19 protein-coding genes are annotated in these 21,496 nt (G+C 28.3%); 18 read left to right on the top strand and 1 reads right to left on the bottom strand.

Annotation, left to right across the window (positions count from 1 at the left end):
- The 11 genes from infB to BLO14_RS00170 all read left to right on the top strand — a co-directional run.
- Window positions 1-2,132, top strand: a 2,132-nt coding sequence (gene infB, locus BLO14_RS00220) for a translation initiation factor IF-2 (RefSeq protein ID WP_091971551.1), incomplete at its 5' end; no start/stop codon positions are given.
- Between the two features lie 23 nt (window positions 2,133-2,155).
- Entirely contained in the window at window positions 2,156-2,518 is a 363-nt protein-coding gene (gene rbfA, locus BLO14_RS00215; RefSeq protein WP_091972264.1) for a 30S ribosome-binding factor RbfA, read from the top strand.
- A 2-nt stretch (window positions 2,519-2,520) separates the two neighbouring features.
- The gene (truB, locus tag BLO14_RS00210) at window positions 2,521-3,369 is read left to right on the top strand and encodes a tRNA pseudouridine(55) synthase TruB (protein WP_091971549.1); all 849 of its coding nucleotides are present in this window, start codon (window positions 2,521-2,523) and stop codon (window positions 3,367-3,369) included.
- Between the two features lie 173 nt (window positions 3,370-3,542).
- Window positions 3,543-3,809: a 30S ribosomal protein S15 gene (gene rpsO / locus BLO14_RS00205; protein ID WP_091971547.1), complete on the top strand. Its 267-nt coding sequence runs from the start codon at window positions 3,543-3,545 to the stop codon at window positions 3,807-3,809.
- A gap of 14 nt (window positions 3,810-3,823) precedes the next feature.
- Entirely contained in the window at window positions 3,824-5,995 is a 2,172-nt protein-coding gene (gene pnp / locus BLO14_RS00200) for a polyribonucleotide nucleotidyltransferase (protein ID WP_200780473.1), read from the top strand.
- A 6-nt stretch (window positions 5,996-6,001) separates the two neighbouring features.
- Window positions 6,002-7,513: a ligand-binding sensor domain-containing protein gene (locus BLO14_RS00195; RefSeq protein ID WP_091971545.1), complete on the top strand. Its 1,512-nt coding sequence runs from the start codon at window positions 6,002-6,004 to the stop codon at window positions 7,511-7,513.
- Complete coding sequence (locus tag BLO14_RS00190) at window positions 7,488-8,777, top strand: LptF/LptG family permease (RefSeq protein WP_091971543.1); 1,290 nt, start codon at window positions 7,488-7,490, stop codon at window positions 8,775-8,777. The genes BLO14_RS00195 and BLO14_RS00190 overlap by 26 nt, the downstream gene beginning before the upstream one ends.
- Window positions 8,774-9,841, top strand: coding sequence for an LptF/LptG family permease (locus tag BLO14_RS00185; RefSeq protein ID WP_091971540.1), 1,068 nt, complete (start codon window positions 8,774-8,776; stop codon window positions 9,839-9,841). Before BLO14_RS00190 ends, BLO14_RS00185 begins: the two co-directional genes overlap by 4 nt.
- Before the next feature lie 41 nt (window positions 9,842-9,882).
- Window positions 9,883-11,010 carry a tRNA guanosine(34) transglycosylase Tgt gene (gene tgt, locus BLO14_RS00180; protein WP_091971537.1) on the top strand — a complete coding sequence of 376 codons (1,128 nt, stop codon included), beginning with the start codon at window positions 9,883-9,885 and terminating at the stop codon, window positions 11,008-11,010.
- Complete coding sequence (gene murJ / locus BLO14_RS00175; RefSeq protein ID WP_091971534.1) at window positions 11,003-12,523, top strand: murein biosynthesis integral membrane protein MurJ; 1,521 nt, start codon at window positions 11,003-11,005, stop codon at window positions 12,521-12,523. The genes tgt and murJ overlap by 8 nt, the downstream gene beginning before the upstream one ends.
- Window positions 12,520-13,926, top strand: coding sequence for a HEAT repeat domain-containing protein (locus BLO14_RS00170; RefSeq protein ID WP_091971531.1), 1,407 nt, complete (start codon window positions 12,520-12,522; stop codon window positions 13,924-13,926). Before murJ ends, BLO14_RS00170 begins: the two co-directional genes overlap by 4 nt.
- Window positions 13,927-13,951: 25 nt before the next feature.
- Here BLO14_RS00170 and coaBC read toward each other — a convergent pair whose 3' ends face one another.
- Complete coding sequence (gene coaBC, locus BLO14_RS00165) at window positions 13,952-15,124, bottom strand: bifunctional phosphopantothenoylcysteine decarboxylase/phosphopantothenate--cysteine ligase CoaBC (protein ID WP_091971528.1); 1,173 nt, start codon at window positions 15,122-15,124, stop codon at window positions 13,952-13,954.
- A gap of 88 nt (window positions 15,125-15,212) precedes the next feature.
- Here coaBC and BLO14_RS00160 point away from each other — a divergent pair, with 88 nt between their 5' ends.
- Genes BLO14_RS00160 through cmk form a run of 7 tightly spaced genes read left to right on the top strand, consistent with a single transcriptional unit; the run spans window position 15,213 to window position 21,491 of the window.
- Window positions 15,213-15,407: a DUF997 family protein gene (locus tag BLO14_RS00160; protein ID WP_143280318.1), complete on the top strand. Its 195-nt coding sequence runs from the start codon at window positions 15,213-15,215 to the stop codon at window positions 15,405-15,407.
- A gap of 28 nt (window positions 15,408-15,435) precedes the next feature.
- Window positions 15,436-16,803, top strand: a complete 1,368-nt coding sequence (panF, locus tag BLO14_RS00155; RefSeq protein ID WP_091971525.1) for a sodium/pantothenate symporter — start codon at window positions 15,436-15,438, stop codon at window positions 16,801-16,803.
- 12 nt (window positions 16,804-16,815) lie between these two features.
- Complete coding sequence (locus tag BLO14_RS00150) at window positions 16,816-17,763, top strand: RluA family pseudouridine synthase (RefSeq protein ID WP_091971522.1); 948 nt, start codon at window positions 16,816-16,818, stop codon at window positions 17,761-17,763.
- Window positions 17,732-18,679 carry a hypothetical protein gene (locus BLO14_RS00145; RefSeq protein WP_091971519.1) on the top strand — a complete coding sequence of 316 codons (948 nt, stop codon included), beginning with the start codon at window positions 17,732-17,734 and terminating at the stop codon, window positions 18,677-18,679. Before BLO14_RS00150 ends, BLO14_RS00145 begins: the two co-directional genes overlap by 32 nt.
- Window positions 18,669-20,081, top strand: a complete 1,413-nt coding sequence (gene murC, locus BLO14_RS00140) for a UDP-N-acetylmuramate--L-alanine ligase (protein WP_091971516.1) — start codon at window positions 18,669-18,671, stop codon at window positions 20,079-20,081. Before BLO14_RS00145 ends, murC begins: the two co-directional genes overlap by 11 nt.
- 10 nt (window positions 20,082-20,091) lie before the next feature.
- Window positions 20,092-20,958, top strand: coding sequence for a YicC/YloC family endoribonuclease (locus tag BLO14_RS00135; RefSeq protein ID WP_091971512.1), 867 nt, complete (start codon window positions 20,092-20,094; stop codon window positions 20,956-20,958).
- On the top strand, window positions 20,955-21,491 hold the full coding sequence (cmk, locus tag BLO14_RS00130) for a (d)CMP kinase (protein WP_091971510.1): 537 nt from the start codon (window positions 20,955-20,957) through the stop codon (window positions 21,489-21,491). The genes BLO14_RS00135 and cmk overlap by 4 nt, the downstream gene beginning before the upstream one ends.
- Window positions 21,492-21,496: the final 5 nt, after the last annotated feature.

Below are 21,496 nucleotides of genomic sequence, written 5' to 3'. Positions count from 1 at the left end.
CTGGTGGATATACACAAAACAGAGACAGTAGACCTGGTGGATATACACAAAACAGAGACGGTTTGGCCTCTCAATATCAAGGTTCTACAAGGAAAACATATATTGCCAAAAATAATTCTCAAAATAAATATACCCCTTCTGTGTCTTTTAGAAGAGTTATAAAAACCAAAGTTTCTCCTATTGCTAGCAGCACTCCTTCAGCAGATTCTGAGAATAGCAAAGAGTTAAATCGTAAGCTTGGTGAGAAGAAAAAACAGCAACAAGAAAGTCAAAAAAGCTACAAGAGAAAAAAAGCAGAAACTGAGAGCAAAACAATTGAGCAAAAGGTTTTCGAACAACTTCAAAAAAAGAAAAGAGAAAATTTAGCTAACCCTATTCCAAAATCAATTGACATTATGGGTAGCATTACTGTTGCCGATCTTGCAAGAAAGATGAATTTAAAATCCTCTGATTTGATTGCTAAATTAATGGCTTTGGGCGTAATGGTGACTATTAATGAAAAGATAGATTCTGATACGGCAACTATTTTAGTTGAAGAATATGGTTCAAAAGTTAATGTCGTTTCTATTTATGATGAAACGGTTATAGAAGAAGAAGTAGAGGATCAAAGCAAAAGAATTGAAAAGCCACCTGTTATTACAATAATGGGTCATGTTGATCATGGTAAAACCAAGTTGCTTTCTGTGCTTCAAAACATAGATATAAATCAAACAGAGTCCGGTGGTATTACTCAGCATATTGGAGCTTATACTATTGTTTATAATGGCCGAGAAATAACATTTTTAGACACTCCTGGTCATGAAGCTTTTACTATGATGAGAAGTCGCGGAGCTCAAGTTACAGATATTGTTGTTCTTGTTGTGTCAGCAATTGATGGCGTTATGCCCCAAACTATTGAGGCTATTAATCATGCAAAAGAAGCAAATGTTCCTATTATTGTTGCTATAAATAAGATTGATTTGCCAGATTCAAATCCTGATAAGATTAAACATCAACTTTCAGAATACAACTTGGTGCCTGAGGATTGGGGGGGAGATACTATTTTTGTATTGATTTCTGCTCTTAAAAATATAGGAATTTCTGAACTTCTTGATATGATTCTTTTGCAGTCTGATGTGATGTTATTAAAGGCAAATCCATCTAAAAGAGCTATTGGAAAAGTGCTTGATGCCAAGATTGATTTGGGGCGCGGAATAGTTTGTTCTGTTATTATTGAGGATGGAACCCTTTACGTAGGAGATTCTTTTGTAGGTGGAGCGTGCTATGGTAAAGTTAAGGCATTGATTAGTGAGAAGGGTGTTTCTATGAATAGTGTTGGACCTGCTAAAGCTATTAGTGTTTTAGGATTTTCTTCAATGCCTCAGGCTGGAGATCCCTTTCAAGTCACTAAAACTGAAAAAGAAGCAAAATTGATCAGTTCTAAAAGACAGGATCTTAAAAAATATGAATCTTCTAAAAATGTAAAGAAAGTTACCATGTTAAATCTTTATGATTCAATCAAAGAAGGAGCACTTAAAGAGCTTAAAATAATTTTAAAAGCTGATGTTCAAGGTTCAGTTGAAGCTTTAAAGAATTCTCTTGAAAAATTAACAAACAATGAGGTTAGGGTAAGAGTTGTGCATTCATCAGCAGGTGTAATAACTGAAACAGATATTAGCTTTGCTTCAGCAAGCGATGCTATTGTTATTGGATTTCATGTAAGACCTACTGTAAAAGCTCAGATGCTAGCAGATCATGAAAAAGTTGAGATTAGAAAGTATAATGTTATTTATGATGCTATAAGCGATGTTAAGGCAGTTCTTGAAGGGATGCTTGAACCAGATGTTGAGCAGCAGTTTATTGGGTTTGCTGAAGTGCGGGCTGTAATTAATGTTCCTAAAGTTGGGGTAATAGCTGGTTGCTATGTTTCTCGTGGGCTAATAAAACGAGATGCGATTACTAATGTGATGAGAGATGGTTTACAGATTCATTCTGGTAAAATTTCATCTTTAAAGAGATTTAAAGATGATGTTAAGGAAGTTGCTGAGCAATATGAGTGTGGTGTTATGATTGATAACTATGCTAATATTAAAGAAGGAGATATAATCGAAGCATTTGAGGTAAAAAAGGTAAAAAAATCTTTTAAAACTTAGTATTGCTTTATTTATATGTGTTTATGTATAAGAATATAAAAAAATTTAAACTCGAGAGTTTTATTGCTCAAGAAATTGGCAATTTAATAGTGAGTAGGGGAATTAAAGATCCCAGAATTCATTCGTTTTTAACCGTTGTTAAAGTAGAATTTTCAAAAGATTTAGTAAATGCTAAAGTGTTTATGGGTTCGATCAAAGAAGGTGCTTCTTTGGACAATGCAGTTAAAGCTTTAAATAATGCTAAGGGATTTATTCAAAGTCAAATTATTAAGCGAATTAAAGTTAGAAATACTCCTAAATTATTATTTGTTAAGGATGATTCTCTTTCCAAATCGTTTTATGTTAATAAGATAATTGAAGGATTGAATGCCACAAGAGAGAATTAAATTTGGAAAATGGATTCCTTTTGATTAATAAAGAACAAGGCAAAACTTCTTTTGAAACTCTTTTTCCTATAAAAAAATATTTTAATACAAATCATGTTGGGCATACTGGTACACTTGACAAATTTGCAAGTGGAGTTTTGATTGCTCTTGTAGGAAAGTACACAAAGCTTGCAAGATATTTTATTTCTTTGGATAAAGAGTATGTAGCAGAATTTAGATTTGGATTAGAAACAGATACTCTTGATCCAAATGGAAGAATAGTTGATAAAACAGATTATATTCCTAAATTAGAGGATATAGATTTAAAGCTTAAAGAATTTGTGGGAGAGATTTATCAAAGTCCTCCTAGATTTTCTTCTGTTCATATTGATGGTAGCAGGGCTTATAAACTTGCTTTGAATGGAAAGTTTTTTGAAATTAAAAAACGAAGAGTAAATGTTTATGATATTCAGAGATTAAGCTATGACTTTAGCTCTTCTTTGCTTAGTTTGAAAATTAGTTGTTCAAAAGGTACTTATATTAGGAGTATTGCAAGAGATTTGGCTTATTCTTTGAATTCTTGCGCGTATGTTAACAATTTAAAAAGAACTAAAATAGGTATGTTTAGATTAGAAGATTCCATATTATGTAAAAATTTGAGTAAAGCTTCCTTGATTAGTTTAGAATCTTTAAAAAGTTTTGAAGAGGTTTATATTGATTCTAGCAAGATAAGTCTTGTTAAAAATGGGACTTATGTTGAAATTCAAATCAATGCTAATGAATTTAAAATTTTAAAATCCAGAGAAGGGAAAATATTAGCGGTTATTGAAGGAATAGGTTTGAATAAATATAAATATGTTATTATATTTTAATTTTGTATTTATTTTTTCAAACGGTTTAATAATTTGTTATTAAAAATAACCCAAAAAGGTTAAATTGTTTTTGTGATTTTTAAGAAAAAATATTATAATCTATCATAGTAGTTAGCTTAAATTATAGTAAGAGGTTTTTTAGGGCTTTACTATAATGGTATAGGAGTTGCTTTATGATAGATAAAAAGCAAAAGCAAAAAATAGTTTCTGAATTTGGTAAAAATGAAAGTGATACTGGTTCTGTTGAGGTTCAGGTTGCACTTATTACAAGTAGAATAAAGTATTTAACTGAACATTTAAAGGTAAATAAAAAAGACTATAGTTCAAAAAGGGGCTTGTTAAAGTTGGTAGGTCAAAGGCGAAGTTTATTGCGGTATTACCAGAAAAAAGATTTAGAAGCTTATAGGACATTGATATCTAAACTTGGTCTTAGAAAATAAAAAGAGGTTGAATTTTGAGGAAAATATTAAAGTTGAAAATAGGCAGAGACGAGTTGGTGTTTGAGACGGGATTTATGGCTAAGCAGGCCAACGGTTCGGTTCTTGCAACTTATGGAGGATCTTCAGTGCTTGCGACTGTTTGTTGTTCAGGTAATGTGAGAGAAGATTTGGATTTTGTTCCGCTTTCTGTTGAATATAATGAGAAATATTATGCAGCTGGTAAGATTCCAGGAGGATTTATCAAAAGAGAAGGGAAGCCAAAGGATAAAGAAATTCTTGTTTCTAGGTTAATAGATAGGCCAATGAGACCTCTTTTTGATAAAAGATTTGGTAGAGAAATTCAAGTAGTTCCTACAACTTTAGCTACAGATCAGCTCAATCCCCCCGATATTGTTGGAATGAATGCTGCTTTCGCGGCAGTTTTTTTATCAGATATTCCGTTTAATGGCCCCATTGCAGCTGTTAGAATGGTTTATTTAAATGGTGAGTTTATAGTAAACCCCTCATTTGAAGAGATTCATGATTCTGATCTTGATATTGTTGTTGCAGGAAGTTTAAATGGAATTACAATGGTGGAAGGTGGTGCTAATGAGGTTAGTGAAGATGTTTTGCTTTCAGCAATAGACGGTGCGCATGAATATATTAAGCAAATTTGCAATGCTCAAAAAGAATTTTTAGATATTGTAGGCAAGAAAGAAAAGCTTCCTTTAGCTTTTGAAGAAAAAATATTTGAGTTTAAAGAGGAGCTTAGAGATTTTATTTATACTGAGCTTAAAGAAGCCTGTTTTGTTAAGGGAAAGCTCAATAGAGATAAAGCTATAACTTTGCTGCGAAATAAATCTTATGAGCATTTTTCTTCTCTTGAGAAATTGACGGATAGCAATGAGTCTCTTTTTTATAAAGCTTTTGATGATTTTGAGAAGGAGATTGTTAGAAATTCTATTCTTAACGATAGGCTTAGAACAGATGGTCGAGCTCCTAATGAGATAAGAGATATTATTGCAGAAATTGATATTTTAAGTAGAACTCATGGATCTGCACTTTTTACAAGAGGAGAGACACAGGCTTTGGCAGTAACTACTCTTGGCACAAGCATTGATGAGCAAATAATGGATGATATTGATGGTGATAAACGTCTTAATTTTATGCTTCATTACAATTTTCCTCCATTTTCAGTTGGTGAGACTGGTAGGCTTATGACTGGTAGGCGTGAGATTGGTCATGGTCATTTAGCTCAAAGAGCTTTAGAATCGATGATTCCTGGAAAAAATGATTTTCCGTATACTATTAGAGTAGTTTCTGAGATTTTGGAATCCAACGGCTCTTCTTCAATGGCTACTGTTTGCGCTGGAAGCATGTCTTTAATGTCTGCAGGGGTTCCTGTTAAAAGGCAAGTTGCAGGAATAGCTATGGGACTTATTAGCGAAGGGGATAGATATGTAGTTTTAAGTGATATTCTTGGAGAAGAGGATCATTTAGGTGATATGGACTTTAAAGTGGCTGGTACAAAAAATGGAATTACTGGATTCCAAATGGATATTAAGATTGAAAATGTTACTAAATGTTTAATGAGAGATGCTCTTGAGCAGGCAAGAATGGGCAGGATGCATATATTGTCTATTATGAATACTGTAATCTCGGATTCAAGAATTGGTATATCTAAGTATGCTCCCAAAATTGTTCAGCTGCAAATTGATATTGACAAGATATCTCTTGTAATAGGGTCTACTGGAAAAACTGTTAAGGCCATAACAGATGAATTTGAGGTTAAGGTTCAAATTGAGCAAAATGGAAAAATTATTCTTTTCGGTGATGATGATGTTAAGATGCAAAAGGCCAAAGAAAAAATAGAGAGTATTGTAAGAGAACCAAAGGTAGGTGAAATTTATGAAGGAATCGTTAAAAAGATTAATAGCTTTGGGGCTTTTATTGAGCTTACTCCTACAAAAGAAGGATTTTTAAGTACTCGCTTGAAATCTAGAGACAATAAGTATGGCTCTGGAAGATTTGGGAATGGTAATAATAGATATTCCAGATTTAGTGGTGGTGGAGATAATGTAAGAGGTAATGTAGGGTTAGTTCGACCTCCAAAATTAGAAGAAGGTCAGCGAATTAAAGTTAGAATAATTGATATAGACAAATTTGGAAAAATTGATCTTGAAATTGTTAGAGATAAAGATTATTAAAATAATATGAAATTTGTTTTTAATAATTTATTTAAAGGTCGTCTTATATGTTTTGTTTTGTTTTGTTCTTGTCTTACTGCAAATAAATCTATTCAAAATTCTCATGTTAGTGATCTTGTAAGGAAGAAAAAAGAAATAGTTATTGTTGGTGATAATAATGTTGTTAATGAAGATAAATTTAAAAGAGATTATTTGATAGGGTTAAAAGATAATGAATCTTTTTTTCTTAGTGATGCTTTTTTAAAAGAAAATAATTTTTATTTTAAAAAAGCTAGAGAAAGTTATGCTAAAAAAGATATTGGTTTGACGAACTATTATTTAAATAAAATAGTATCTGATGAGAATCGGCATGACAGGGAATTGTTAGCCAAGGTTAATTTGTTTTTTGGATATATAAATTATGAGAATGGTTTTTACGATCTTTCTGAATATAATTTTGATCTCTTTTTAAAAGATTATAAATATTCTCATGCTAGTTTAAGATCAGCTGAATTGAAATATCTTGCTAAAGAAAAATCAGATGCAATTTCTGCGTTTAAAGAGATTAATGAATTTTCTGTCTCAGGTTATGACAAAGAGATTTATGCTTTTTTAAGTAATAAACTTGGCGTAAGTCATTTAAACTTAGAGTCTTTAGGATTTCTTGACAATAGTGTTTTTGATATATTTGTCTTTAATGAGAATATATTTGTAACTAATATATTAGGTGGGCTTTTAAGATATAGTATTAAAAAAAATGATTATAGAGTCTATCTTAAAGATAAAAAAAGCATTTTTTTAAATGGCATTAGGGGTTTTGCTGATTATAATGGAACAATTTATATTGGGGGAAAAAATGTTGTTTATTATATAGACGATGTTGATGGAGATTTGAAGCAAATAAATGTTCCTGATAATGCTGATTTTAGCAATATACAAGTTTTGCTTGCTGTTAAAAATGGAATATTTGTTGGTACTTTAAATTCTGGGTTATGGTTTTATGATTTAAAAAATTGGAAAAATGTACCTCTTGGATCTAATAAAATTTCTTCAATGTGCTTTGATAGCTTAAAGAATTTATTATTAGTTGGAACAGTTGATAAGGCTATTTACAGTATTAATGTTGATAATTTGAAAAATATCGAACATTTAGATTTTTTTAGCAAGAATGATAATGAAAAAAATATTAATTTTATAAAAGGATATAAAGATAGTTATTTTATTGGAACGTATGGCGGTGGTCTTTTCGAATTAAATTTAAATAAAAATAGTTATAAAAAGCATGTTATTGCCAATAATATTGATGTTAATTATTTTATGGATATGGATATTAAAGATAAAAAGTTATTGTTTGCAACTTTTGATCACGGGTTATTGATTTATGATTCTGAAAATGATAACTGGGATTATTTTGGGCCTAATAATGGGCTTCTTAATTTGAATTTAATAAAAGTTTCTAGATTTGAAAATTATGTCATACTGGGTACTCTTAATAACGGTTTGGTTTTTATAGATGAAAATATTAAAAAACAGTTATGAGTCTTACATAATTGCTGAATTTTTTAAATATTTTTTAATTACGTTTTTATTTTTCTTTTTTGTATTTTTTATAAATCAAATTTTATTCTTTATGAGAATACTTCTCCAAAATTATGTTCCCTTTTTTAAAGCTTTTATTTTTATCATATATTCTCTTCCCATGGTAATTGCGCTTTCCCCCCCTTTTGCTTCTTTGATTTCAGTAATTCTTACTATTCATAAATTCAAGATTCATAATGAAATTTTAGCTTTTCGTTCAATTGGTATATCAGTTTTTGACTTGCTTGTTCCATTTTTTAAATTGGGAGTAATTATCGTTTTTATATCTTTTATATCTAATGATATTTTGCTTCCACTTGGATCTATTGGTAGGTTAAAAATTTTTAATGAAATAAAAGAAGAAATTCCTCATTTGGTATTAAAGCCTTATTCAAGCAGACAATATGGAGATTTGATTTTTGTTTCTGGTGAGAAATCGGAAAATGGTTATAAAAATGTAACTTTTTTTGATAACACTAGGCTTAAGGGATTTGATAGAATATTTATAGCAAAAAATCTTGATATTAGAAAAGAAAATTTTCAAGTTTATTTCATTTTAAATGATGTTCTATCTATTGCTTTAACAGACAGTGAGGATGGATTTTATGATTACTTTTATGCAGATAAGATGAAATATTCAATCGATCAGGTTACATTTAGTGATAGTTTTTTACTAAATTATGTAACCCCTTCTCAAATGAGTATGAGAGATGTTGTAAAATTAATTAAAAAGCAAAACAATTTAATTGCAGATTCAAATATAAAAAATAATTTAGAAGGGGACTTTTTAAGTTTAAATTTTTCAAATCTTTATTTAAATTATTTGTACAATCAAAATTATTATGTGGATGAATCTTATGTCTTTGAAAATTTAAATTATATGTATAACTTAAATTTAAGTTTTAAACCTTATCAAGATAAAAGCATGAATCAAAATTTAGCTTTATTTAATCTTGAATTTTATCAAAAGATTAGTTTACCGCTTTCAGTTTTATTTTTTATTTTTTTGGCTTTTTCAATGGGGATGTATTCTAATAGTAAATATTCTATTATTCTTGAGCTTGTAATTTCAATTATTGTTTGTGTTTTTTATTGGGTAATGTTTATTGGTGGAAAAGTTTATACTGTGCAGTATGCACCAAATCCTATTATTGTTACAATTTTGCCCAATTTGATTTTAGTTTTTGCAGGAGCAGTTCTTTTTTTGAGATTATTAAAAAAATGAAAATAGATAAGCTTTTTGTAAAAAGTATCATTCTCACTTTTTTGTCCATGAATCTACTTTTCATGATTTTAATTATGCTAGGTGATTTATTTGTTAATCTTCTCAATTATCTTGAAAAAAATATTGGTTTTAAGGATATTCTTTATATTTATTATTTGTATTTGCCAAAAGCTTTCTCTGATGGAGTAGCTTTGTCTTTTCTTTTTGCTATTTCTAATCTTATTGGTAATTTCTCTATGAGAAATGAAATAATAGGTCTTTTTAGTTGTGGGGTTTCACTGACTAGAATATTAAGACCAATCATTTTGATTAGCGTATTTATTTCGGTTGTTCTTTTCTTTTTTGATAATTATTTAGTAATAGATACAGTAGCAAGAAGAGATGTTCTTATTAAAAATAGCATTGGTAATGGCGGATCTAGCGATAAAACTATAATAATTAGAGATCTTGCTAGAGAAATTTATAATATTAAATCTTATGATATTGATGAGAATACTTTTTCTAACTTAATGATTATAATTAAAGATAATAAAGATGAGTTTCAAGCAAGGTATGATATAAATAAAGCCGAATGGAAAGACAATAAATGGAAGCTTTATGGTGTTAGAGAGTTTGTTAAGGTTGGTAGAAAAATTAAGGAGAATGCCTACGATGTTCTTGATGGGACAGAAATTATTAAGCTAGAGCCCGATTACATAAGAACTGTGATGCTGTCATCAAAGGCATTGAATTTTACTAAACTTATTAATTGGATAAGTTTTCTAAAAAGCGAACATTTGAATTATTCTGATGCATTGTTTGATTTGCTAAATAGAGTATTCTTTTCATTTAGATTAATTCTTCTCAGCTTTACTGTTGGTTTTATTGCTCTTGCTCTAAAAAAAAATATTTTTATACTCAGTTTATTAAATAGCATTGCTTTTGCTGTTGTTTATGTCATTTCTATTGTAATTTTTAATTTTTTAGCGGATCTTGGTTATTTGCATATATATATTGCAAGTTCTTTTACAACTATATTTTTTTTGATTATCAATTTTTTTGTTTATAGGATTGTTAGGAAATAGTATATATATGTATAGATATAATAATTATTTAGGATGTTTATATGTTTAGTGTAATTAAGAATGACAAACATTCTAATGCAAGGGTTGGATTTCTGAATCTTCCTCATGGCAGAGTGGATACTCCCTGTTTTATGCCAGTTGGTACTTTGGGGGCAATGAAAGGATTAAAACATGCTGTTCTTGAAAAGTTAGAATGCAATTTGATGCTTGCAAATACTTATCATCTATATTTAAGGCCAGGCATTAAAACTATTGAAAAATATGGTGGTCTTCATAATTTTACAACTTGGAATAAAAATTTTTTAACTGATTCGGGTGGATTTCAGGTGTTTTCTCTTTCCGGTCTAAGAAAAATTGATTTAAAAGGTGTGCATTTTAAATCCCATTTAGATGGATCTTATCATTATTTTACTCCCGAGGGAGTATTTGCTATGCAAGAGATTTTTGGCAGCGATATTATTATGCCACTTGATATTTGTAGTTCTTATGGGATTGATTATAATGAAGCCAATTTATATACAAATATTACAACCAATTGGGCTCGCAGTACATTTAAGTCTTATAAAAATAAAAAAGAGGGATACAATGGGCTTTTATTTTTAATAACCCAAGGAAATTTTTTTAAAGATTTGAGGAAAAGAAGCATCAATGATATATTAGAATTAGACAGTCCAGGTATTGCTATTGGAGGCATTTCTGTTGGAGAACCGAGAGAAAAATATTTGGAAATTCTTGAATATAGTTCTTTTTTGATACCAAAAGAAAAACCAAGATATGTAATGGGCATTGGTACTCCCCATTACATACTTGATGCTATATACTACGGCATTGATATTTTTGATTGTGTTAATCCTGCAAGGATTGCTAGGCACGGGTCTCTTTTGACAGATAATGGAATAATGCGTATTGGTAGAAAAGAGTATAAGGATGATACTTCTCAAGTAGAGAAAAATTGCGGATGTACTTTGTGTACGAGATATTCAAGAGGATATCTAAGACATTTGATAAAATCAAAAGAGCTTTTTGGAATAATTTTGGCAAGTGAACATAATATTTACTATATGTTTCGATTGATTTCAAAGATTAGAAACGCAATTCTAAATGATAATTTTTTAAACTTTAGGACTTCATATTTAAAAAAGTATGAAGAGGAAAATTTCGATGAATAAATATGTTTTTTCTACAATTTTGGTCATGATTTCCACTTTTTTTTCACGAATAATGGGGTTTGCAAAGGTAAAGATTTTCTCTTATTATTTTGGCGCAAATCTTGATGCTGATATTTTTAACTATGTTTTCAATATTCCTAATAATTTGCGGAAAATTCTTTCAGAGGGCGCAATGACTTCGGCTTTCTTGCCCGAATTTACATATGAGAAAAACAAATCGCACGAAAAAGCTGTTTCTTTTTTCAGAGTAGTTATAACCTTTAATGTCATTTCTATTGGTCTGATTGTTTTAGTTATGATTATTTTTGCAAAGCCTATTATGTATTTTTTATCTTATTATAGGGGAGAAAACTTAATTTTTGCAAGTTCTTTATTTGGTTATTTAGTATTATATATTTTTCTAATAAGTCTAGCATCAATTTTTATATCTGTTCTAAATTCATATAAAATTTTTTTTATTCCTTCATTTTCACCTATTATGTTTTCTTTTGGAATAATATTGAGTATATTTTTATTGTATGATCGTTTTGGAATATATAGTGCTGTTATTGGCGTAATTTTTGGAGGGTTTTTACAATTTCTGATTCCATTTGTAAATTGCCTTATGATTGGATTTGTTTGGAAGCCAACATTCTATTTCAAAGAAAAGGTATTTTTAAATTTTTTAAGTAGATGGGTTCGTATGATTTTTGGATTTTCTATTTCAATCGTTACTCAGCAGATTTCATTTGCATTAGCATCTACCCTTGAGATAGGAAGTGTTTCTATTTTTAGTAATGCTGTAGTTTATTATCAGCTTCCTGTAGGAATTTTTTATATTTCTATTGCAACGGTAATTTTTCCTAAAATGGCAGAGTACGCTGTTTCAAATAATAATGTAAAATTAAATACTCTTTTAGTAGATGGAATTAAAATTTTATTGTTAATTTTTATTCCGGTGTCTTTTTTGATGTTTATTTGGTCTGATTATATTTTAAATTTATTTCTTATGGGGGGCAAGTTTTCTATTTATGATACTCAAAAAACAGCGGGCGTTTTGAAATGTTTTCTTTTAGGCTTGCTTTTTTATTCGATGTTTAGTTTTTTCCAAAAATATTATTTTTCTATTCGTGATGCAAAAACACCATTTTATTTGAGTGTTTTATTTTCTATTCTTGACATTGTACTTTCTGTTTTTGGTATTAATTATTATGGCTTGAATGCTTTAGCTCTAGCTCAATCTATTTCTTTTATGATTTGTGTAATTGTTTTTTATTTTATAATATTAAAAAGTGGAGTTAAAATTGACTTAATTGAAATTTTATTTGTTTTTCTAAAGTCAATTATTACACTTGTTCCCTTATATATAGTTTATTTCTTTTTTGAGAAGTTTCATTGGGATGTAGGTTTTAGTTTTAAAAATCTTTATTTTTTAATTTTGGCAGGAATTGTTAGTATTTTTATTTTGTTTATTTGCTATTTTGTTTTAGGAATAAATAAACTTTTTAGTTTTATTAGGAGGGATGCTTTATGAAATACTTTAATTTTTTATTTTTTATGCTTATTTTAAATGTGTATGCTCAAAATGTTAGCCCCCCAGTTCTTCCTAGTTCACCTTTGTTGCCTGAAATTACGGAAAATAAGATTGATAGAGAAAATTCTTCTAATGGTGAGAATTTTTCTAATGTCATTTTAGATAATAAGTATGTTAACGATACAATTCTTTATGGACTTGATAGTCAAGTTACAAGCATTATAAAAGCTCTTAAAAAATCAAGTGATAGTCAATATAATTTTTCTCTTAAAAAAAGACTTGATAAGACCTTTAATGCCGAGATTAAAAAAGAAATACTTGAATTGTTTATTTCTCTTAAGTATTCAGGGGGTATTGATACAGCAAATTATATTCTTGAAAATTATGAGAGTAAAAGATATTCAAATGCTTTGCTTGGTTTAGCAATTTTGTATCTTAAGGAATTTGATGATAAAGAGAGATTGAAAAAAATGCTTATTGATATTCTTGAAAATAAAGAGGGCAATGTGGTATCTATTGCAGCTTATTATCTAGGAGAGCTTAATTCTCTTGAGTATTCTAAAAATATGATGGAAGTTTTTGAAAAATATTCTGGAAATGATGGTGCTAGAAGAGAAATACTTATTGCTCTTGGGAAAATGACCGCTGTTGATTATCAGAATAGAATTTATGAAATTTCGTTAGATGGTTACGAGAGTCCATCAATTAAGGCTGCTGCAATTGAGGCGTTGTCATATCTTGCTCCAGATAAAGTAACTACAAATGCTGATTTGTATCTTCAGAGTAATAACAATAATTTAAATGTTAAATTGGCTATTATTGTTTCTTTATCCAAAGATCCTTCTTTAAAGTCTAAAGAGATTTTACAAGGATTTTTAAGAGATTCCGATGACAATATTAGATTTAAAGCTATTAATGCAATTAAAGGACATAAGGACTCTTCGGCAAAGGATATTTTGATTTATAAGGTTAAAAGCGATCCATCTCTTAAAGTTAGGGAGGCTTCTGCTATGGCTTTAATTGACATGGATCTTGGGGATATTGAGATAAAAAATATCATGTTTGATTTTAAGATTGACAATAGTTTTAAAATTTCAATGTTTAGTTACCTTTTAGATAAAAACTCTCTAAGAGCATTGTCAATTGCTTTGGAAATTGTTAACAAAGAAAATGTTGATAGACCTTCAAATGTTTTAAAAGGTATTGCTTCAATGTTGGCTGGCAAAAAGGGCAATTTTGATAATTTTTATTCTAAAATCATTGATAGTAAAAATGTTGATTTAAGGCATTTTGCATTAAAAGGAGCTATTTATAATAAATCTTCATCACTTTCTGATAAACTTAAGAAAATTAAAAGTGAGACGAATTCTGAATATATTAAAATGCTTTTAAAAAACTATTGATTGTTAATAAACCGTTGAAACGGTATTAGTACAAAATTTTTAAAATTTCTTTAGCTACTTCTGATTTTTTCATTTCTGGTAGTTCTTTTATGCTTTCTTTATTTATTATATAAACTTTGTTTAAGCTTGAACCAAAATATTTAATTTCATTTGCAATTATGAAGTCTAAATTTTTCTTTTTTAATTTTTCCTTGGCTTTTTGAATTAAATTTTTAGAATTCTCAGCGCAAAATCCAATAACAATTTGGTTTTTAAGCTTATTGTGCCCTATGTGTTGGATTATGTCAGGATTTTTTACTAATTTTATATACAATCTATTGGTTTTGTTCTTTTTAATTTTACTATTGAAAATGTGTTTGGGCTTAAAATCGGCAACAGCAGCAGCCCCAATTATTATTTCAAATTTATTATATATTTTTAGAACTTCATTGTACATTTCCATTGCGGTTTTTATTTTTATAATATTGACTCCTTCAGGTTCATTTTCATTTGTTGGTCCTGTAATAATTGTAACTTGAGCCCCCAGTTTAATAGCCTCTTGTGCCAAACAAAATCCCATTTTTCCCGTCGATTTATTTGAAAAATAGCGAATTGGATCTATGGATTCTTCAGTTCTAGATGCTGTTATTAGTATTTTTTTATTTTTTAGGCAATTTTTTTGATTAAATTCATTCAATATTATTTTTATAATTTTGTCTTCATTTGTAAGTCGTCCTACAGCATGTGATGAGCAAGCCAAAAATCCTTTATCAGGTTCAATGAATTTATAATGATAAGTTTTAAGCTTTTTTATATTTTCTTTTAAAATAGGGTTTGAATACATTACATTGTTCATTGCTATTGCAAAATAAGTAGGGGCTGTGCTTGCAGATATTATTGTAGTTAATGCATCATCAGCAATTCCTGATGCAATTTTAGATATTGTATTGTAGGTAGCAGGAACGATAAGAATTAGGTGAGCCCATTTTGCAATTTTTATATGTTCAACCTCATTATGGTCTAAATCCCATAAATTAGTAATTATTTTGTTCTTAGAAATGGTTTCTAGAGTTAATGGTGTAATAAATTTAGTTGCATTTTTTGTCATTATAACTTTTACGTTGTATCCTGATTTAACTAGACTAGATACTATGTAAACTGACTTGTAAGAGGCTATCCCCCCAGATATACCGATTAATATGTGTTTATTTTGATTCATACAATATATATTATATGATGTATATTATATAATATATATTGTATTTGAATTTATAAATTTTGATATCCTTTTGCTAAGGTTGTTTTAAATGAGAAATAGGATTTTGTACGCTGTATTATTGTATGTTTGTATGTTTTTCTTGTGGTTTTTTTTTGCCTATTTTATCGACACATCAGCTACTATATTTAATGTTCCTTTGTGGTTTTTTTGGTCAGGAATTTTGTTTCCCAGTATAAATTTTTTTTTGGTTTGTTTTTTTATTTTAGTAATTAGTAAAACTTGATACATTATTAATATTTTTTTATTTTTAAATTGTTTGTAAAAAAAGAAATAGAGGTAGTTTTTTGTTATTAAATAAATACTTTCTTGCAAATCGAAATATTAATTTTATTGTTATGGCTTTGCTATTTTCTTCTAGCTATATTAGTGCTAGTAGTTTTATTTCTGGTCCCTCTGCTGTTTATAAGTATGGATTATCTTTTATATTATTAGCTACTATACAAATTCCTACAACTTTAATTGCTTTTATTATTGTTGGTGAGAGATTAAATCAAGAATCAAAAAAAATTAATGCAATAAATATTATTGATTACATTAGATATAGATATGAAAGCGATTTTTTGGCGTTAATTAGTGGATGTGTATTAATTTTTTTTTCAATGTTTTTGATTTCTGCCCAATTAATAGGTGGTGCTAAGCTTATAGAAGTTTTTTGGGGTATTGATTATGTAGTTGGTCTTTTGCTTTTTGCCTTATTAGTTTTTATTTATGTATTTTTTGGTGGATTTAAGGCAGTAGCTTATATGGATTTGATTCAAGGGCTTTTAATGTTAGTTTCATCTGTTATTTTGTTTGCCAAGATGTTAGATTTGGGAGGAGGCATCAATAATTTGTTTAAAACAGCAATGTTTAATTTAGATAAAAGTCTTTTGCTTCCTTCAAATGTTGACTTAAAACCACAATATATAATTTCTTTTTGGATATTAATAGGAATAGGAATATTAGGTCAGCCTCAGATTATCAATAATTTTATAGCATTCAAAGATGAGAAGGCTATAAAATTGTCTCTTCCCATTTCTACTTTTATTATCAGTTTTTTAATTATTTTGATGCATTTAATAGGCTTTTTTGCTATTATTCTTTTTCCAGATTTAAATCCAGATGATAAAGTTGTTTTAAATGTAGCTTTAAAGGTTTTAAATTCTTTTTCTTGTTTTATTTTTTTTATGGGTCTTTTATCTGCAATAATGTCTACAATAGATTCAAATTTGCTCTTAATAACATCTGTTTTAATAAAGTCAATATTTATTTATAAAAAAGATTTAAAAGAAGATGTAAAGGTTCGTAGAATAATAATGATTTCTAATGTTTTTTTTATTTTAATAATACTTGTATTTTCTCTCTTTCCTCCCAATTTTTTATTCTTTATTAATATTTTTGCTTTTGGAGCTTTAGAAGTTTCATTTTTTCCCATTATTGTTTTTGGACTTTATTTAAATTTTGCAAGCAAAATAGCGGCATTTGTTTCTATGTTTTTAGGTTTGATGTTTTATTTGTGTATTTTATGTTTTGATTTGAATATTTGGTTTTTTCATCCCGTTTTTCCATCATTTTTTGTTTCTATATTTACATTTTTAATGGCTAATTTTTTTTGTAAAAAATATAGCAAAGTTTATTAGGATAATTATTTCTTGCGTTTGGATAAGTATATTTTTTTAGAAATTCTTGCTAACGATAATGGTAAGCGATTAGATTCAATTTTAATTAAAATTTTGAATTTGCCTAAATTCAGGATAATAAAACATATTAGAAAGGGTGATATTAGGCTTAATGGTCTAAAACCACATTTTTCATGTAGAGTTTGTAAAGGTGATAAAATTTATTTGTATAAATCTTTAGCTCAAAGTTTGAACTTAACTATGGATGAATTTTATAAAAGCAATATTGATTTTCAATGTATTCAAAAAAGAATAATTTATGAGGACGATGATTTACTTGTTGTGGATAAGCAAAGAGGTATTTTGGTTCATGGAGGCAGAAACTCTCTTGATTTTTTAGTGAATGCTTATCTTTTAAGGGAAAATTTAAGATCTCTAAGCTTCAAGCCTTCAGCAGTTCACAGGCTTGACAGAAATACCTCTGGTATTATTATTTTTGCGAAAAATATAAATACTGCAAGAAAGCTAAGTGAAGCATTTAGCAGTGGTTCTATAACTAAAAAATATTTTGCAATACTTATGGGCGAAGTTAAGTCAACTGTTGTTTATAAAAATCATTTATTTAGAAATAAAAGACTGAGAAAAACTTTTGTTTTAGAAGATAAAGAGTATATTAATGCAATTACAAAGGTTAATCCAATATTGTCTTGCAAGAAAGCTACTCTTGCTGAAGTTATTATTGAAACGGGTTTTACTCACCAAATAAGGTCTCAATGTTCGTTTAACAATCATCCTTTAATTAATGACAAAAAATATTATGATAAATTCAAGAAAAGTGATTACTTTTTACACTCTTTTTTGGTAAAATTTAATGAAACATTCTTTAAAAAGAATGAATTTTATGCTAAGCCTAGTTTAGAATTTTTAAAGCAAGTAAAAGATATTTTTGATGTTTATGAATTTTCAGAATTTTTCAAGTAATTTTTTTTTAAAAAAAATGTTAAGCAAGGTCAGGAACTTTGCAACTAGTATTAAGCATAAATTTGTTAGAGTTAAAGTGTATGCATTGGTGGGATCTGCTGGAACTGGTAAAAGCTTTAGATCGCATTTGGTAGCAGATAAATATTCAATACCGTTAATAATTGATGATGGTGTGTTAATCAAAAGCATGAAAATTATTGCTGGAAGTTCTGCTAAGTTTGAAGATAATGTTTTTAGAGCAGTAAAGCGATCTGTATTTGAAGATGATGCTCATTGCACTGAAATGCTTGAAGTTCTCGGAAGAGAAGAATTTAATAAAATATTAATATTAGGAACAAGCCTTAAAATGATAGATAAAATAATTTCAAGGCTTTTGTTGCCGAATGTTTTTAAGGTTATTTACATAACAGATGTTTCAACTAGGCAAGAGATAGAAAAAGCAAAGATTTCAAGGCAAATGGGGGAGCATGTTGTACCAGCAGCTGCTTTTGAAATAACGTCTGTTAGACCTAATTTGCTATTAAACCCAATTAAAGTTTTTTTTAAAAGTGGATGGTTTTTTACTAAGAAGAAAAATTATATTAGATCTGTTGTAAGGCCCCATTTTTATGAAGAAGGGGTTTTATCTATTTCTAAGAGAGCCGTAAGGCAAATTATTGAACATTGTGTTTCTGAGTATGATAGAAGTTATATTGTTTGTGATCTTAAAATAAAAAAAGATGGAACTAATTACCTTTTTAAGCTTTTTTTAAATATCCCTCTTGGAAATAACCTGCTTAATAATACAGAAATGCTTAGAACTTATATTATTACGAACGTACTTAAGTATACAATAATTAATATATTATCTATTGACATAGTTATACATAAATTTTATGACAAAAAAGATTATTTAGAAGAGAGCTATGAAAGTTGATTTTGACAGTTTGAATAATATTTTTTTTGTAGGAATAAAGGGAAGTGGAGTTTGTTCTCTGGCTTGTTTTTTAAATTTAAAAGGGTATTATGTAGAAGGGGTAGATGTTCCTGATAAATTTCATACTGACGAGGTTTTAAGTCGTAATAAAATATCTTATTACGAAAATATTTATGAGTTTTCATTAAAAGACCTTAATAGGTCTTTTGATTTAATAGTATATTCTTCAGCTTATGATAAGAATAATTTACAAATTTTGCTTGAAGCAAAAGAATTAAATATACCTATTTTATCTTATCCTGAGGTTCTTGGCGAGCTTTCTAAAAAGTACTATAGCATTGGAATTGCAGGTTCTCACGGTAAAACCACCACTACCGCGTTTTTAGGTATTCTTTTTAATAAATTAGGATTAAATCCCAATGTTATTGTGGGGTCAAGTGTTAAAGATTTTGGAGATAATTCTTCAATATCTGGTATTAGCAACATTTTTATTGTTGAGACTTGTGAGTATAAAAAACATTTTTTGCATTTTAGTCCTAATATGCTCATTTTAACCAATGTTGACTATGAGCATGTTGATTTTTTTAAAAATTATGAGGTTCTTGAAGACGCTTTTTTACAATATATCAATAATTTGAAGGAAAATGGAATATTGATAATCAATTCCGATGATAATAATTTGCTTAAAATTAAAAGGAAAATCAACAGAAAAGATATAAATATTTTTAGTTTTGGATCTAGAGATTTATCAGATTCAGATTTTCAAATAAGTAGTATTGCAGTTAAGAATGAATATTTTTGTTTTTCTTTTTTAGGCTTGTACAATATTGAACTTAAGACCGTTTTATTTCATAATGTATTAAATTTTTCGGCATCGCTTTTAGCTTTAAATCTTTTTTTAGAAAGTAATGGAAAATCAATTTTTGATTTTGAAGAAGCAGTTAAGAGAGTTGCAAAAAATTATAGTGGTATAAAAAGAAGAGCTGAAGTTATTAAAGAAGAAAAGGGAGTGATTTACATGGACGATTATGCTCACCATCCCAGGGAAATTAGAGATACGCTTTTTGGCATTAAAAATTTTTATAAAAACAAGCGTATAATTTTGAATTTTATGCCCCATACTTTCACGAGAACAAAAGAATTTTTTGATGATTTTGTTGAAGTTCTGAGTGTTGCTGATGTACTAATTTTGCACAATATATATCTTTCTAATAGGGAGAATTTTAATTCAGATGAACTTTCTGTTAAATTGTTTTTAGATATTAAAAAAATAAATAGAAACACTTATTTTTTTAAAAATATCAAAGATTCTGTTAAATTTATAAAAAATTTATTAATATCAGGAGATTTGTTTATTACAATGGGCGCTGGAAATAATTTTATTTTACACGATTTTCTGTAAGGGTATCATAGTGAAAAGTATGACGGGATTTTTTTATTTGGAAAAGATAATTGGTAACTATATGTTTAGTGTTAATTTGAAATCTTATAATGGAAAATTTTTAGAATTTAAACTTAGGTTACCAGAAATTTTTTCTGGTTATGATCTTGATATAAGAAATTTGATTTCAAAATATATTAGCAGAGGCAATGTTTTTTTAAATGTAGGATATAAAGAATTGGTTCCCCGTATGAATTTTACAGTTAATCCTAATTATATTGAGGCTATTTCTAAGCTTAGAAATTCTTTGTCACATACTGATCTTAATATTAAGAACGAACTAAGTTTAGGCGATTTTTTATCATTAAAAGGAGCTTTGATAATAGATGAGGATAGTGAGCATCAAGAAGAGATTTATGGGTTGTTTAAGGGTGTTTTAGAGGAAACTTTATTTCATTACAATAATGGGAGAAGTTTTGAAGGAGAAAATACTAAATCGGACATAGTGTCAACCCTTGTGCTAATAGAGCAAGATCTTAAAATCGTTAAGGAGGCTTGTAATGATATAAATGTCAGATTATTTGCAAGCATTAAAGAAAATATCTCTAAATTAATGGATGAGTTTAGAGATATAAGTATTGCAGAAGAGGCGGCTAAAATGGCAATTCGTCTAGACATTAATGAAGAGATCATACGTTTAGATTCTCATATAGAAACTTTTTATAAAAATCTTGAATATGAGATATGTGGCAAAGTTCTTGAATTTATTTCTCAAGAAATGCATAGAGAGATAACAACTATGAGTAATAAGGCTGTTGATCTTGATATTAAAAATTTGATTTTGAATATGAAGTTAAATTTAGAAAAAATAAAAGAGCAAATAAGGAATGTTGAATGAAAATAGCACTTTCTGGTAAGAGTGGTTGTGGCAATACTACTGTAAGTAGTATGATTGCAAAACATTACGGTCTTGAGTTTATTAATTACACTTTTCATGATATTGCAAGGGAGCATAATATTCCTTTTTCGGAGTTTTATGAGAAAGAGGTAATAGGAAGAGATGATTATTATTGGGATAGGTATCTTGATAAGAGATTGACCGTACTTTCTGAAAAAAATAATACAGTGCTTGCTTCTCGTCTTGCTATTTGGATTTCTAAGAGTGCTGATTTAAAAATATATCTTTATGCTAAAATGGAAGTTAGGGCCGAGAGAATAATGACTAGAGAAGGGGGCATGTATTCTGATGTTTTGAATAGTACTTTCAATAGAGATGAAAATGATAAAAAAAGATATTTAGATATTTACAATATAGATATTGATGATTATTCTTCGGAAACCGATTTAGTGATTGATGTTACAAATATTAATTCAAATGAAGTTTTTAAATTAATTAGAGATGAAATTGATAAAAGAAACTTAAAAAATTAGCTAAA

Origin of the sequence: Borreliella japonica (assembly GCF_900099615.1) — a bacterium.
Lineage (GTDB): Bacteria > Spirochaetota > Spirochaetia > Borreliales > Borreliaceae > Borreliella > Borreliella japonica.
This window is presented reverse-complemented; position numbering and strand designations above follow the sequence as displayed.

Excerpts from the sequence above, each read along its gene's own strand:
- rpsO (WP_091971547.1), top strand. The coding sequence starts at position 3,543 with ATGATAGATAAAAAGCAAAAGCAAAAAATAGTTTCTGAATTTGGTAAA.
- BLO14_RS00195 (WP_091971545.1), top strand. The coding sequence starts at position 6,002 with ATGAAATTTGTTTTTAATAATTTATTTAAAGGTCGTCTTATATGTTTT.
- BLO14_RS00190 (WP_091971543.1), top strand. The coding sequence starts at position 7,488 with ATGAAAATATTAAAAAACAGTTATGAGTCTTACATAATTGCTGAATTT.
- murJ (WP_091971534.1), top strand. The coding sequence starts at position 11,003 with ATGAATAAATATGTTTTTTCTACAATTTTGGTCATGATTTCCACTTTT.
- coaBC (WP_091971528.1), bottom strand. The coding sequence starts at position 15,124 with ATGAATCAAAATAAACACATATTAATCGGTATATCTGGGGGGATAGCC.
- rbfA (WP_091972264.1), top strand. The coding sequence starts at position 2,156 with ATGTATAAGAATATAAAAAAATTTAAACTCGAGAGTTTTATTGCTCAA.
- BLO14_RS00145 (WP_091971519.1), top strand. The coding sequence starts at position 17,732 with ATGTTTATGAATTTTCAGAATTTTTCAAGTAATTTTTTTTTAAAAAAA.
- BLO14_RS00160 (WP_143280318.1), top strand. The coding sequence starts at position 15,213 with ATGAGAAATAGGATTTTGTACGCTGTATTATTGTATGTTTGTATGTTT.
- BLO14_RS00185 (WP_091971540.1), top strand. The coding sequence starts at position 8,774 with ATGAAAATAGATAAGCTTTTTGTAAAAAGTATCATTCTCACTTTTTTG.
- tgt (WP_091971537.1), top strand. The coding sequence starts at position 9,883 with ATGTTTAGTGTAATTAAGAATGACAAACATTCTAATGCAAGGGTTGGA.
- murC (WP_091971516.1), top strand. The coding sequence starts at position 18,669 with ATGAAAGTTGATTTTGACAGTTTGAATAATATTTTTTTTGTAGGAATA.
- BLO14_RS00170 (WP_091971531.1), top strand. The coding sequence starts at position 12,520 with ATGAAATACTTTAATTTTTTATTTTTTATGCTTATTTTAAATGTGTAT.
- cmk (WP_091971510.1), top strand. The coding sequence starts at position 20,955 with ATGAAAATAGCACTTTCTGGTAAGAGTGGTTGTGGCAATACTACTGTA.